The sequence below is a fragment of the Pumilibacter intestinalis genome (assembly GCF_943193005.1).
Lineage (GTDB): Bacteria > Bacillota > Clostridia > Christensenellales > Pumilibacteraceae > Pumilibacter > Pumilibacter intestinalis.
The window spans coordinates 53,557-66,943 of the sequence record NZ_CALPCH010000009.1 but is presented as its reverse complement, the minus strand read 5'-3'; the positions used below and the strand labels follow the sequence as shown (position 1 = coordinate 66,943).

Below are 13,387 nucleotides of genomic sequence, written 5' to 3'. Positions count from 1 at the left end.
CTCGGTTAAGCGAACGCGTTAAAATCGCATACAACTAATCTTGCCGCAAACTCGCAACAAACTTGTCGAGCGCAGCTTGCAAGCTCGCGTCGTCGCCTTTGAGAGAGCCGTTGTATAACGAGGTTCCGAGCGTTTTGGCAGGCTCCCAGTAGCGCGAGATTTCGGGAATAACGGGAACGGGTACCGAATTATCGAGTTGCGCGCGTATTACTTGAAAGAACGCGTTTCCCGTCACGCTCTCGCTACTCTGCGCATTCAAGTTTGTGGGATAGTATCCCCTGTCGCTCGCAAAACGGAGTTGACATTCTTCGCTCGTGACGAACGCCGCAAGGCGCGAAGCCGTTCCCTTATACTTAGAACGGTTGTTCACCGCGTACAATTTGCTGTTTGAAAAAGATACGAGCTGTTTTTCGTCGCCGTCTACCGTAATGCTCGGGAGAGTCGTGTAACTTATGTGCGCGGCGTTTTTGAAAGTATCCTGCATTTCCCAGCCGCCCGAAATACATGCGCCTTGGCGATGATTGAGCACTGCGCTCGCAAGATTGCTCACGTCGCCCGATTTGAATTTCTTTCCGCTCATGCGGAAGTTCTCCGCCGCGTATTTCATAAATTTCAAGCCGTCGGCGTTGTTCCAGTCGCAAGCCGTTACGTCGTCGCCGTTTTCGCCGTAAAGCGTGCACCCCATGGCGAAAAATCCCATATTCAAATAAAATCCGTCCTCGATACGGAACCCGAACGCCGCCGCTTTTTCGTCCCTGTCGGGAATATTCGGCATATCGAACGCAAGCATGGAGTCAACGCTCTTTACGGTATCGGCATCGGTAAAAATCGTATTGTCGTAATAAAGTATGTAGGTGTCCATTGTGAGCGGAAAACCGTACACTTTTCCGTCGTACGTAGCCTGTTGCACCGTGGCGGGCGCGTTCAGAGTTTTGATGTCCGTCGCAAACGTGGCGGAAGTGCCGTCGCGAATTTCGGCGAGCAAGCCCTGCTTTGCCATTATGCCCACTTGGTCGTGCGGTATCATGATAACGTCCGCCGCCGCTTCGGGGTCTTTCGCCACAACGCTTTGCGCGTTCCACACGCTTTGCACCACCACTTTGATATCCTCTTCCACGTCGGGGTTCGCCGCTTTGAACTCGCTCACGAGCGTTTCCATAAGAGCTTTTTCTTCCTCCGCCGCCCATATCACTACGGCATCTTTACTCACTCCGCACGCCGTTAAGCCGAGCACGGCACTCATTGCGAGTATAAGGCAAACAATAAAAGAAGCAAACTTTTTCATAATATACCTCCATAAAAAGTCAATTGATTTTTTTCACCGCTCAATCTGTTATTACTACGGATTACCTTACCCTTACGGTATGACAAACGCCCTGCACTCTCTCGGTAGCCTTGTAAAAACAGTCCACAAGCGCGTTAACCTTTCTTTCCGTGTTGGCGGGTATCAAGAGAATATTTTCGTTATACTCGCCGCACAACTTGTAAAGTGATGCGTTTACCGTAACTATGTTGCACCCCGTCAAGCCGCGAACTTGGTCGTCGCCGATAAAAATCACTTCGCACGGCAGTTTGCTCAACTCGTCCTTCACGGCTTGATTGTACATATCCACGAGCACCAACGCGAAATTATTCTTGCCGAACTTTTTCTCGGCGCACTCTACCACATAGCCGAAATCCTGAACGATTTGAAAGAACAACTCGTCGTGTATTATTCCGTCTACGGATAAAAGCGGAACAAAGTTTTCACGCGCGAGCTTGAGAAACCTGTCCTCTTCCACGCCCATGCAAATTATGGCGTCCGCCGTGTCGATTTTGGTATTCTCCAAATAAGTGCGTATAATGAGGTTGTAGCCCAGTCTTTCGAACGCGTTTCCGAACAATCTCAAAAAATCGTAACTTTCGGCTTTTTGCAAAACGGATTCGTATTTTTCGGATAGAATGATTACGTTGTTGCTTTTGCTCAATGCGAAAGACTGCGCTATTCGAGAAGGCTGAAAATTATATAAGTTTACGATTTGCAAAACCTTTTGCTTAGTGTCCGCAGTGTACCTTTCCGCGTTTTTACCGTTTATTATGTAAGAAACGGTTGCAACCGACACTCCCGCAAGCCGCGCAATATCTTTAATCGTAAGTTTTTCCATGCGCGGTTAGTTTTTCGGCTCCATATACACCAACATTTCCGCGCCCTTCGACTTGAACTTCACGTATATTCTGAATGCGCGAGTTTTCTGCGTTGCCCTGTAAACGAGAGCCCGAGAGTCGTTTGCGTCCAATTTCAAATACGTTCCCGTATTGTTGGCATTTTCGGTACTGTTTTCAAACGTGATGCGATTTCCCGCAACGTCGAGCGGAGCGGCTTGCGTTTGTTCTTCTCCGCCCAATCCAGCCGCATAAACGGTGATAACGTCGCCGGGGTTAAGTTCGAACCAATCGTTATAAAGTTGAACGGGTTTGTAATATCCGAGCGTATCGGCGTTTACGTCGTCGGTGCCGCTTATTCGCAATGTTACGATTTCCTCTTTGCCCGTCGCCGCGCGTTTTATGGACATGTAGTTGGAGGGAACGGCAACCGTGCTCTCGTCGGGAATTACGGGGTCTTTGCGTTGCGACAGCTCCGCACGCCAATCGGCGTAAAGATAGAGCGTTTCGGAAAGTTCGGGCATTTTGTCGAAATACGTAACGGTTGCGTTCACAATCGACCACCAACCGTTAAACGTATACGGCTCGCCGTTTTTATCCACCCTGTCGCTCGCGGGCACGGGAAGAGCCTCGCCCGCCGAAAGAGTGCACAAATACGCGTTATCCGTCAAGATTTCGGCGCATTCTTCCGCCGTAAGTTTGGTAGCTCCGGCGCTAACGGAGTTTTCTGCTTTCACGCCGTCAAGCATATATGTGCCGGGAACCAAGTACAATTTGCTTTGTTCCGTTGCAACCGTTGCCGACTGCGCCTCGGGCAACGCTTCGGCTTTTGCTTTCAGCGCAACCGCCGCGGCAGAGCCGCCCGTTAAAAGTATGCTTGCGAGAACCAAAGTCAGTATCTTTTTCATTTCGGTTCGCCCCCCTTATTTAACATTGTAAATTTGTATAGACATAGACGGCACTTTAGAGTCCGCTAAGCCGCTTCCGTAAAGAAGCTCCGCACCGCTCGGAAGCGAGTAGTTTGCGGCTTGCGGCGTGGCGCAAGCGTTCACATACACGAGAATTTCGCTTGTGGCGTCCTTTACCGAATAGCAAACCACATTGCCTTTTGCGGTGTGCGAAACCACTTTGCCTCTTGCAAGAGCGGGATTTTCTTTGCGAATTTTTATGAGTTCCTTGTAAACGGAGTATATCGAATTTTGGTCTGCGGTCTGCTCTTTCACTCCGTCGAGCTGAGCGTTTAGAGCGTCCCACGTCATCGTGTAGTCGTTAAAGCCGATAAGATATTTGCAGTTGTCGCCGCTTTCGTCAAACTCCTTCGACCATTTCATGGGCTGACGATACCACCTATCCTCATGCCCCGCGCTGTCGCCTGCGGGATTAGGCGTTTTCGAGCCGAACATCCCGAGCTCGTCGCCGTTGTAAATCCACGTTATGCCGGGAACGGTCAAAGACAGTCCCGCCCAAAGTTTTGCGAGTCCTTCGGACGAATTCCAAGCCTCGTCGCCGCGCACGGAGGAAAGAGGAACTCCCTCGCCCGTATCCGTTGCGTTCAATCTGTCGCGGGCGCGCTGAATATCGTGGTTAGAGGTAAACACGCCGTCGATATAATCTTTGCGGTACTGCGAGAAATTGAACTGTGCGGCGTCGTACTGGTTCAAAATTTTCGCCGCGTAATCCTGTTCGCCGCTCGCGATTTTATTCAAAGCCGACGTCGTATCGTAATACCAGTTGAAATTAAACTGCGAATCCAAGCCGCCGTAAAGTCCCGCAAGATAAGCGGGGTCGCCGTTGAAATTTTCGCCTATCAAAATCGCGTTGGGATAGGTCGCTTTGAGCTTTGCGTTGAACTCCATGAAGAAATGCGCGTTTTTATTCATATCGAACGAATAATCGGCGTCGTTTTCTTCGTCGCTGTCTTTTACTATCCAATCGGAATGGTTGGGATTTTCGTTCGCCATATAGATGTGCTTTACAGCGTCAAGACGAAAACCGTCAAGCCCGAAACTCATCCAATACAAAGCAACCTCGAGTATCGCGTCGCGCGTAGCCTGATTGTCGAAATTCAATTCGGGCATGGAAGAGCCGAAACTGGAAAAGAAATAATATCCGTTGGCGTCCTTAAACCACTGCTTCTTTGCTCTGCGCCCCTCTTGAGTGCTCTCGTCTATGCTCTTTATATATTCTTCGTTCTGCCAAGTGTAGAAATTGCGGTAATCGATTTCTTTCTTGCTGCCGTTTGGTAGCGTTACCGTTTCTTTTACGAGGTTCTGCGATTTCGTAAACCAAGGGTTTGAAAGCGAGGTATGGTTCAAAACGAAATCCATCACAACTTTCATGCCCTTTCGGTGCGCCTTGTAAAGCAACTCCCTGTAATCGTCGAGCGTGCCGAAGCGCGGGTCTACCGTAAAGTAATCCATGATATCGTAGCCGTGATAGGAATTGGAGTGCTGAAAAGGAGTAAGCCAAAGCGTATCCACGCCGAGGGCGGAAAGATAATCGAGCTTGTTTATAATGCCTCTCAAATCGCCCATTCCGTCGCCGTTGCTATCCGCAAACGAGGCAATGAATATTTGATAGCCTACGCTGTTTTCTTCCCAACCTTCCGCTACGGCTTGTTGCGCGTATACGTTGTTGTTTCCCTTATCGGATATCACGTCGTACTTGGTGATTGCCGAACCCGCGGGAATTCCCGCGTAAGGGTCATTTACGTCCGCGTCCGAAAAGCGGTCGTTGCCGTCTTGCACTTCGCTCTGACGAACGAACCAATGATAATCTCCCTTGTCGCGTTTTGCCGCCGTCAATTCCAGATACACGTCGCCGCCGTCGTTTACCCAAAAGCCCGCGCCGTTAATGCGGCTGTCTTGCGAGAATATCTGAATACCCAGCCAAGTCGCTTCGCCGTATCCTATTTCAAGCCCCTTGTTTTCGCAAGATACGCTGTCCCAGCCGCCGTCGTTATACGTTGCCGTAAGGTCGATATCGTAAACCGCGCCCGACTCGTCTATCTTCATCGGATAAAACGCCCTGCCCTCGCTGTTGGTAGGCACGTATTCCCACACCCAAAGCCCCCAATCGCCGTAAACGTCGGAAGATATCGGGGCGGAATAATCGGGTGCCGCCGCACTGTTGGTTTTGCCGTGTTCCTTCTCGGAGTGAGCCCCTCTCAAATAGTGAATGTATAGGTGGTTCTCTTCACCCCAAGTAAGATTTTGCTCGTATTTCAATGCCGCTTCTTCGGTAACGGTATAATTGCCGCCCGAATTGTCGCCCGTACCGGGCTTTTTATCGCCGCCGTTTACCGTACATCCGGTGAAAACGCCGCCGAACAGCATTACAACAGCCACTATAACGCAAAGCAAGTTTCTCTTTCTCATAATTCCCTCCAAATTCGATTAACCGTTTAATCCGCAAAATTATTCCGCGCCGAAGACTCCGAAACAAGTCGAAGTCCTCGGTACGGAAACTTGTAGTATGATTTACGCTCAGAGCGTAGGATTGTCAGTGGCAGCTCCCGCATCGGGATTTGTTGCCGAATAGCTTACGGTTAAAGTTTTGGTGGCGGGATTAAGCGTTATAGTATACCAGCCCGCTTCGGTGGGAGCATAATTGCTGCTACTAACGGTAACGCAATCGTTTGCGGCGTTAAGCGTAGTAATAGTGTCTTTGTTATAATAATCTACCTGGTCCGTATAAGTGCCGTCTCCATTTTCGGCGCATGACCAAAACATAAACGTGCCGCTGTTTTTAAGCTCGATTGTAATCGTATACTCGCCGGAAGACTCGGAACTTTCTTTTAACTCATACGCTTCAGCCGTTCCCACGTTCCAACCGTTTTCAACCGTTAAAGCGTCGCCCTTAATGAAATAATGGAGAACTGCGGGCTCCGTTTCGGTCTTGTCGGTAGCCTCGAAGGTATAGCTTAAAATGTTGTTTTTGCCGCCGTCGGGGTCAAGCGTGAAAGTATACTTACCCGATAAACCTACGCAGATATTAGTCTTCCCGTCAACCCATGTGAGTTTGTATGCAGTATCGACGGTAGCGGTACCATTCTTGCCTATCAAATCGCGAGGTACTGCAGACTCGGCGTACTCGATATTGTATTTCATTCCCACCGCCAAAACTTTGAATTCGGTGTATCTTGTCATTTCCACTGTCAGCGTAATCGTTCCGTCGGGATTGTTTGTAAATACATATTCGCCTGCCGCGTCAACCGTGTCAGCTACCTGCCAGCTGTTCATACTGCCGAACAGATAATAAATTGTTTCGGTTTCGGGGTCTTCGATTTCCTCGTCGCAAACGCCCGAAACTACGGCTTTTTCACCTGTCAGGTCGAGGGTAATCGTGTACATTCCGTGCTTTTCAACTGCAATGTTGCCGCTTTTATTGCTCAACACTTTATCGTCCGTATTTATGTTATCGCCGTTGAACGCATGCTTCCACCATACGTTTTCGTCGTTGTCGTCCACGCAGATATTGCCTACGGGCGCAACCTGGAAATTACCGAGTTTGGGCAATTCAAAACTTTCGGTCTTGTAAATGCCTTCCGTTTGGGTCGGCATGAAATATGCAAAGTTTCCGCCGAAAGCTCCCGCCTTACTCCAAGCCGAATCCATTCCGCCGATTATATAGTACGCGTCGGCAACGGTAACTTGGCAGGTTGCCGTAACTTCGGTACCCGTAACCGTGGCGGTTACGGTTGCCGTGCCGGGCTTGAGAGCCTCCACAGCACCCGTTTCTTCTCCTACCTGAACTACGGTATCGTCGGAAGACGTCCAAGCAACTGTACCGCTGCCGTTTAACGTAGCCGTAAGAGTATCCTCGGTATTTGCTATACTAAGCGCAAGCTCGGTTTTGTTAAGCGTAATCTCCGTAGCCGCCGCCTTTACGTATTTGCAAACGTCGCATTCGTCATCGTCGCCCCAAACGTGAGCGGCAAAATCTTTCTTATAGTCTTTGTCGCCTTCTTTGAGGTCGTCGCAAGTAGCAACGTGCCAGTGACCGCTTGCGTCTTTCGACCAATCGGTCGAGTACGTGTGAGTGTGCGTGTTTTCGTCGCCGCAAGCCGCGAGCAAACCGCAGCACATTGCCAATACGGCAACAAGAACAACTGTCGTAAGTAGGTTTGATTTCTTCATACTGTTTTCCCTTCCTTAAAAAATTTTTTATGTTAAAAGAAAAAATTAAGTTTTTTAATTCTTTCTCAAACACCGATTTTCAGCCCGACTTGCACGCAGACAGTTAGTTAACTGTTTAACCTAAAACATATAAAACAAACCGTTGTTCTCATCATCTCCAAAAATTATACGATTTGGAGAAAGTATTTTTTGCAAGAAAGCACACGATTTCAACAGTATTTTAGGATATTTGTATTATATCACACAAAAATTCGGTTGTCAACCCCCTTTTTGCAAAAAGTATAGATTTTGGTGATTTTTTTTATTTGCTCGCTTTTTCCGCTGCGCTATAATAGAATTAAATTCAAATTCACATATAGAAAGGAGAAATGAAAATGAGCAACTATGCCTACGGGCGCGTATCCGCCAAAGACCAAAAGTTAGAACGCCAACTCGACGCTTTTATGCGTTGCGGCGTCACCTTCAACAAAATTTACTGCGATAAAAAAAGCGGCAAAGACTTCGAGCGCGAGCAATACAAAAAAATGCTCAAAAAAATAAAGACGGGCGATTTGCTCGTCATTAAATCCATAGACAGATTAGGGCGCAACTACGACTCTATTATAATAGAATGGAAGCATATTACCCAAGACGTCGGCGCGGATATTCTTGTACTCGACATGCCCCTTCTCGATACTCGCACTTATAAAAATCTAATCGGACGATTGATTGCCGACATTGTGTTACAGCTCCTCTCTTTCGTTGCCGAAAACGAACGGGAAAACATCCGCACCCGCCAAGCCGAAGGCATTGCAATCGCCAAACAAAAAGGCGTTCGTTTCGGACGCCCCCGCGTAGCTATCCCTTCCAACTTTTCGGAAGTTGCCGCCGCCTACCTTTCTCACACCATATCTTACGCCGAAGCCTTACGCCTTACCAACCTCCGCCCCACTACTTTTTATCGGTATGTAAAAGGCTATTATGATTAACAGTTAATTATGATTTTCGTCATTTTGAGATAACGTAAGAAAATGCAACTAACATTTTAATAGCCAATCGGCAATATCTATTACTCTGATTCCTTCGTGCAAATACTCCTCATGCCGCGTTCTCGTCAGTATCATTTTAGGGTATGCGTCCTTTATGGCAAGCAACGGAGATAATTCTCTCTCAAACGTCGCTTGTTCGCTTATACTGTCACTGACTTGTATATAAATCTTTTCGTTTCGTTTTATGGCAACAAAATCAATTTCTTTTTTATACAAAACACCGACATACACTTCATACCCGCGTCGCAACAATTCGATTGCCACAATATTTTCAAGCACCCGTCCGTAGTCAAGATTTTTCGTGCCGAGCTTTGCATAACGGAAAGTATGATCGCTTAAATAAAATTTATCGTTTGTATTCAAGTATTTTTTGCCGCGTATATCGTATCTGCGTATTTTGTAAAATGCAAATGCGTTACATAAGTATTGCATATAGCTACTGACCGTTTTATGGTTCGTCTTATCTTTATTGCCAGTGAGTGTTTCCGCAATATTTCTTGCGGAAGTCAGGTTCGATATATTATCCATTAAAAAATCGACCAACCTATCCATAAGTTGTGGATTTTTGATTTTGTATTTTTGGCGAATATCACGCACAATCAACGTATTAAAGATGTCTGCAATGTAATCGTATTTAGTTTCCAAATCGTTATAAAGATACGAGCCGGACATTCCCCCCTCTTTCAAATAGTTTTCAAAGGCGTTAAATATATCGCCATACCCAAAATACTCTTGATACTCCTTAAATGAAAACGGATATACTTTGATTTCAAAAGTTCTACCCGTAAACAGCGTCGCAAGATCCGAGCTTAATAAGAATGCGTTTGAACCCGTCAAAAAAATATCGTACTTTTCCGATGCGTGCAAACTGTTTATCGTGAGTTCGAATTTCGGGCATAATTGCACCTCGTCAATCAATACAAAATTGCACTTATCTTTTTGATAAGCGTTTTCTATATATTCATTTAATTTATGATAATCTTTCAAATTTTCAAACGACGTCAAGTTAAAATTGATATGAATGACATTTGAATCGTGCCGTTCGACAATTAAATAATCTTTTAAGGCTTCCAACAGCTTCGACTTTCCGCTACGGCGCACCCCCGTAATGACTTTTATATCCGGCGTTCCTATAACGCTCTTGATTTTGTCTAAATATAATGTACGCTCGATCAGTTTCATATAATTTTTCCTCCGCATTTATTATAGCACATTCATTTCCCAAAATCAACTTTTTTTCAGTTTTGGGAAACAGAAAGAACTGACTTTTTATAACAAAAGCGTATCGAAAAAAAATAACATCTAATCTACCATCAATTTATTTTGTGCTAATGCATTTCAATGTCTTTTTTGAACTCTAATGCAATATACTTTTTTCGTGCTTTTAAGATTTCTCTATTGATAATTTCCTTTTCTTCAAAGTATTCAACAACTAATTGCAGATGCAAATACTTTTTCTGCTAACGATTACATTTTATAACAATTTATGTATTTCAAAATAAAAGGCATTATTGCATCAATAAACGAAAATGACGAAAATATACATTTTGCGGAATTACCTACTTTCAAACACTCTCCTATCTAATTTATGAAAAGAAATAGCAAGAGATGAGATTATATCTCGGCTTTATATCTATTAAGTAACTAATTTTTTCGACTATATCTTTTCTGCCAATTTTATCAATCATACCGTTTACCTCTATTTTCAATATTGCACCTTAAAATAATCAAGGTACATTTTGAATTTGTCTTGCGCCATTAGGCAGGTGTCGCGTAGATACCCTCTTTCGTCTTTCCACTCTTTCAATCCGCGGTAGTAGAACATTTTTAATTCCTCGTCGATAATAAACGGAACAATATTGTGTTTCAAGCATTCCTTAAATAACAATAGTCTGCCGATCCTACCGTTACCGTCTTGAAAAGGGTGTATACATTCAAATTTGCAATGAAAGTCCAAAAGGTCGTCAAATGACTTTTCATTACTTTCATTGTATTCAGTCAGCAGCTCTCTCATTTTTTCCGAAACTTCTTCGGGTCGTGCCGTGTACATATCGCCAACGGTATTCGGCAACTTTTTATAATTCCCTACCGCAAACCAATCCTGCCGTGCATCCGTAGTTCCGTTCTTTAATGTGCGGTGCAGTTCTTTTATAAATGCTTCCGTTATCGTTTTCTTTGCATGCTCGATGATCATATCAATACACTTAAAGTGATTTGCCGTTTCCACGATGTCGTCAACCTTTACCGCACCGCCTTCTATTCCGATTGTGTTCGTTTCAAAAATATATCGCGTTTGGTCGTGCGTAAGCCGACTGCCCTCTATATGATTGGAATTATAAGTCAAGTCGATTTGCACTTTATGATAAATTCCGCCCGAAAGTTTGGCGCGTCTTTCCGCAGTAAGCACTTCTAAAAGTGTAGTCGGTAATTCTATTTTCTTATTTGCTCTATCCGGTTTTTGCGCGTCGTCAGGAATATTCCATGTTTTACCCGTCAAGAACGCACCTTCCACTTTTCCCATAGCGCAATAGTTCCTTACGCTACGTTCGGACATATTCCATTTTTTCGCTGTTTGCGCTACCGATAAGAATTTCATTTTTTATTCCTCGATTGTAAGTATATCATATTATCGGCAAAAAAGCAATCAATAAAATAAAAAATTCATCAATTTTGCCGATAGCGGCAAATCGTTGTTCTAATTCGTTCTGAAACGCTCTAAACCTGTATTATTGCAAACATTTGCAAAAAAACGCAAATAAAAAACGTCTGTAAATTTTTTAGACTTGTATCAACAGCCTTGAAATGCCCTACCTTTTCGACGTTTGCAATTGTTTGCAAATGTATGCAATTAGGGTAGAATTAGAGCGTTTTAGGCAGTTTTAGAGAGTAGATGGACAAGGACGAACCCTACCTATAAAACAGTCTTATTTTTTACCCCGAAAAGTCTGCAATTCGTATGCAGTTGTACCTTGACTACTTCCTTAAAATTTGACAATACCTATATTTAGTAGTTAAATATAAGAAAAACCACCATATTTGGTGGTTTTCTTTGGAGCCCCCGGCCGGATTTGAACCGGCGACCTACGCATTACGAATGCGTCGCTCTACCAACTGAGCCACAGAGGCATGCGGTTGCGCGAGTTACGCAACCGAGCTTTTTTATTTTACTATAATCCGGCGAAAAACGCAAGGGATTTCGCACTGTTTCGCAAACGAATTTTCAAAAGGATTCAGCTGAGCATGCGAACGGGCAGGATAAGATACATAAATTCTTCGAGCGAGCCTGCCGGAACAACCACGCAGGGGCTTACCGAGTTTATAAATTTGATAACTATGTTGTCGCAATCTATATAACGAAGCAGTTCGGTGAAATAGCGGGCGTTGAACGCAATGGCTATATCCATGCCGTTGAGCTTTACGGGTATCTTCTCGGTTATGTTGCCTATGTCGCTGTTACTGCTGAGTTGCATCACGCCGTCTTTCACGTCGAAACGCACGAGGTTGTTTTTGTCCGAACGGGCAAGCAGTATGGCGCGTTCGAGACCCGACTCGAACTGGTCTTTGGGCACGGTTACCGAGCTTTCGAAAGAGCCGGGGATAATCTGCTTGTAGTTTATAAAGTCGCCGTCCAACAAGCGAGTGGTGATACGGGTGTGTCCGAGGTCTACGAGCATGTAGTTGCGCTGAATTCGCACCTCTACGAGGTCGTCGCTGTCCTCGAGCAGTTTGGAAATTTCCACAAGGCAACGGGCGGGCACAACCGCGCTCATCATAGCCGTGGTCTTTTCAACCGCCTTAACGCACTTAGCGAGCCTGTAGCCGTCGAGCGCAACGCCCGTTACCGCGTCTTCCCCTATCTCGAGCAAAACGCCTTTGAGCATGGGGCGAGCGTCGTCCGCGCTTACAGAGAACGCAATCTTGTTTACGAGGTCCTTAAAATCCTTTTTGGTAACGGAGAACGACTGCGCTTCGCCGAGCTCTTTTATCTGCGGATATTCGAGCGGGTTCATGCACTGGAGCATGCCCTCGCTGTCGGTATACTTTATTTTCAAGCGGTTGGCTTCGTCAAGACTTAGCTCTATGCGGTCGAAAGTGAGTTTTTTCACGAACTCGGAGAAAAATCTTCCCGGCACAACCGTTTCGCCCTCTATGAGAACGTCCGCCACAATGCACTTTTCTATGGCAAGCTCGAGGTCGGTAGCAGTAAGAGTAAGGCTGCCGTCGGCGGCTTTGAGCTTGATACCCTCGAGTATCACGTTGGTAGTGCGCACCGACGCGGCTTTATAAACCTTGCTCACAGCATCCGACAAATCCGCTCCGTTACATATTATCTTCATATTATTTTCTCCGCAAACGTATTTCTTAACTATTATAGCCCAAACGCACCCTTTTCGTCAATTGTTTTGGGCAGATATGTTTACCGCTTTCGCCCCGTTCGGCGACGCGCCTTTTTGTGCTTTTTCACGCTCGAGATAATGGAATACCGCTTCATTCGCGCGTGCAAAACCGCATAACGCAATGCCGCGAACGCGCCGAACAGCACAAACGCCGTAGCCGCGCAAGCCGCCGCAAATATCCCCGCCGCCGTAAGCGTGTTTATTATCCCCGCCGCCGTAAGCGCCGCCGCTAAAAAACACGCCGCAAACACGGCGAGCGCGGCGGACGCGAACGCCGTTCTGCGGAAAAACAGGCACACCGAGTCGTATATTTCGGGATACGAGCCGTATTTGTGCTTGTAGTATTCCGCATGCACGTTGTATTCCTTTATGAGTTTGCCGTCGAAATACAGCGACACGTATCTTTCTCCGCGCAGTTTCACGTCGTTTATGTTCACGCTGTGACCGTCGGCGACTGCGTACACGTAGGTTTTGCCGCTCTTCAGAACACGCACTCCCTCGAATTTAACGTGCACTCCGCCGTCGAACGTCGCCGAAGAAGCCGTTTTCCGCTCGTCCATTCGCACGCAACATATTTTCCCGTCTGCGTCAAACCACCAATCAAGCATTCCGCAACTTAGTCCCCGCGCGTTTTTTGGGAAGCGGAGCAACCCGCTCGAGTTCGCACTCATATTTTATAAAT

General features: G+C 46.1%; 10 protein-coding genes and 1 tRNA gene. 1 reads left to right on the top strand and 10 read right to left on the bottom strand.

Annotated features, from left to right (window positions below; genetic code table 11):
- Positions 1–34: 34 nt before the first annotated feature.
- From NFR55_RS05950 to NFR55_RS05930, 5 genes are all read right to left on the bottom strand, one after another.
- A complete protein-coding gene (locus tag NFR55_RS05950; RefSeq protein ID WP_251547260.1) occupies positions 35–1,285 on the bottom strand; it encodes an extracellular solute-binding protein in 1,251 nt (416 codons plus the stop codon).
- 61 nt (positions 1,286–1,346) lie between these two features.
- Positions 1,347–2,144: a LacI family DNA-binding transcriptional regulator gene (locus NFR55_RS05945; protein WP_251547258.1), complete on the bottom strand. Its 798-nt coding sequence runs from the start codon at positions 2,142–2,144 to the stop codon at positions 1,347–1,349.
- A gap of 6 nt (positions 2,145–2,150) precedes the next feature.
- Positions 2,151–3,050, bottom strand: coding sequence for a hypothetical protein (locus tag NFR55_RS05940; protein ID WP_251547256.1), 900 nt, complete (start codon positions 3,048–3,050; stop codon positions 2,151–2,153).
- A 15-nt stretch (positions 3,051–3,065) separates the two neighbouring features.
- A complete protein-coding gene (locus tag NFR55_RS05935) occupies positions 3,066–5,519 on the bottom strand; it encodes an alpha-amylase family glycosyl hydrolase (protein ID WP_251547254.1) in 2,454 nt (817 codons plus the stop codon).
- Positions 5,520–5,627: 108 nt separating this feature from the next.
- Positions 5,628–7,280: an Ig-like domain-containing protein gene (locus NFR55_RS05930; RefSeq protein WP_251547251.1), complete on the bottom strand. Its 1,653-nt coding sequence runs from the start codon at positions 7,278–7,280 to the stop codon at positions 5,628–5,630.
- Positions 7,281–7,654: 374 nt separating this feature from the next.
- Between NFR55_RS05930 and NFR55_RS05925 the strand changes: the two genes are divergently transcribed.
- Positions 7,655–8,248, top strand: a complete 594-nt coding sequence (locus NFR55_RS05925; RefSeq protein WP_251547249.1) for a recombinase family protein — start codon at positions 7,655–7,657, stop codon at positions 8,246–8,248.
- Between the two features lie 48 nt (positions 8,249–8,296).
- Here the strand turns inward: NFR55_RS05925 and NFR55_RS05920 are convergent, their stop codons facing one another.
- The 5 genes from NFR55_RS05920 to NFR55_RS05900 form a co-directional block, all read right to left on the bottom strand.
- Entirely contained in the window at positions 8,297–9,490 is a 1,194-nt protein-coding gene (locus NFR55_RS05920) for an ATP-binding protein (RefSeq protein ID WP_251547247.1), read from the bottom strand.
- 523 nt (positions 9,491–10,013) lie between these two features.
- The gene (locus NFR55_RS05915; RefSeq protein ID WP_251547246.1) at positions 10,014–10,904 is read right to left on the bottom strand and encodes a Fic family protein; all 891 of its coding nucleotides are present in this window, start codon (positions 10,902–10,904) and stop codon (positions 10,014–10,016) included.
- 454 nt (positions 10,905–11,358) lie between these two features.
- Positions 11,359–11,434 (bottom strand) — tRNA-Thr (locus tag NFR55_RS05910).
- Between the two features lie 104 nt (positions 11,435–11,538).
- The gene (dnaN, locus tag NFR55_RS05905; RefSeq protein ID WP_251547245.1) at positions 11,539–12,645 is read right to left on the bottom strand and encodes a DNA polymerase III subunit beta; all 1,107 of its coding nucleotides are present in this window, start codon (positions 12,643–12,645) and stop codon (positions 11,539–11,541) included.
- An 80-nt stretch (positions 12,646–12,725) separates the two neighbouring features.
- The gene (locus tag NFR55_RS05900) at positions 12,726–13,313 is read right to left on the bottom strand and encodes a hypothetical protein (protein WP_251547244.1); all 588 of its coding nucleotides are present in this window, start codon (positions 13,311–13,313) and stop codon (positions 12,726–12,728) included.
- Positions 13,314–13,387: the final 74 nt, after the last annotated feature.

Coding starts and splice junctions, on each gene's coding strand:
- NFR55_RS05950 (WP_251547260.1), bottom strand. CDS start 1,285: ATGAAAAAGTTTGCTTCTTTTATTGTTTGCCTTATACTCGCAATGAGT.
- NFR55_RS05945 (WP_251547258.1), bottom strand. CDS start 2,144: ATGGAAAAACTTACGATTAAAGATATTGCGCGGCTTGCGGGAGTGTCG.
- NFR55_RS05940 (WP_251547256.1), bottom strand. CDS start 3,050: ATGAAAAAGATACTGACTTTGGTTCTCGCAAGCATACTTTTAACGGGC.
- NFR55_RS05935 (WP_251547254.1), bottom strand. CDS start 5,519: ATGAGAAAGAGAAACTTGCTTTGCGTTATAGTGGCTGTTGTAATGCTG.
- NFR55_RS05930 (WP_251547251.1), bottom strand. CDS start 7,280: ATGAAGAAATCAAACCTACTTACGACAGTTGTTCTTGTTGCCGTATTG.
- NFR55_RS05925 (WP_251547249.1), top strand. CDS start 7,655: ATGAGCAACTATGCCTACGGGCGCGTATCCGCCAAAGACCAAAAGTTA.
- NFR55_RS05920 (WP_251547247.1), bottom strand. CDS start 9,490: ATGAAACTGATCGAGCGTACATTATATTTAGACAAAATCAAGAGCGTT.
- NFR55_RS05915 (WP_251547246.1), bottom strand. CDS start 10,904: ATGAAATTCTTATCGGTAGCGCAAACAGCGAAAAAATGGAATATGTCC.
- dnaN (WP_251547245.1), bottom strand. CDS start 12,645: ATGAAGATAATATGTAACGGAGCGGATTTGTCGGATGCTGTGAGCAAG.
- NFR55_RS05900 (WP_251547244.1), bottom strand. CDS start 13,313: ATGCTTGATTGGTGGTTTGACGCAGACGGGAAAATATGTTGCGTGCGA.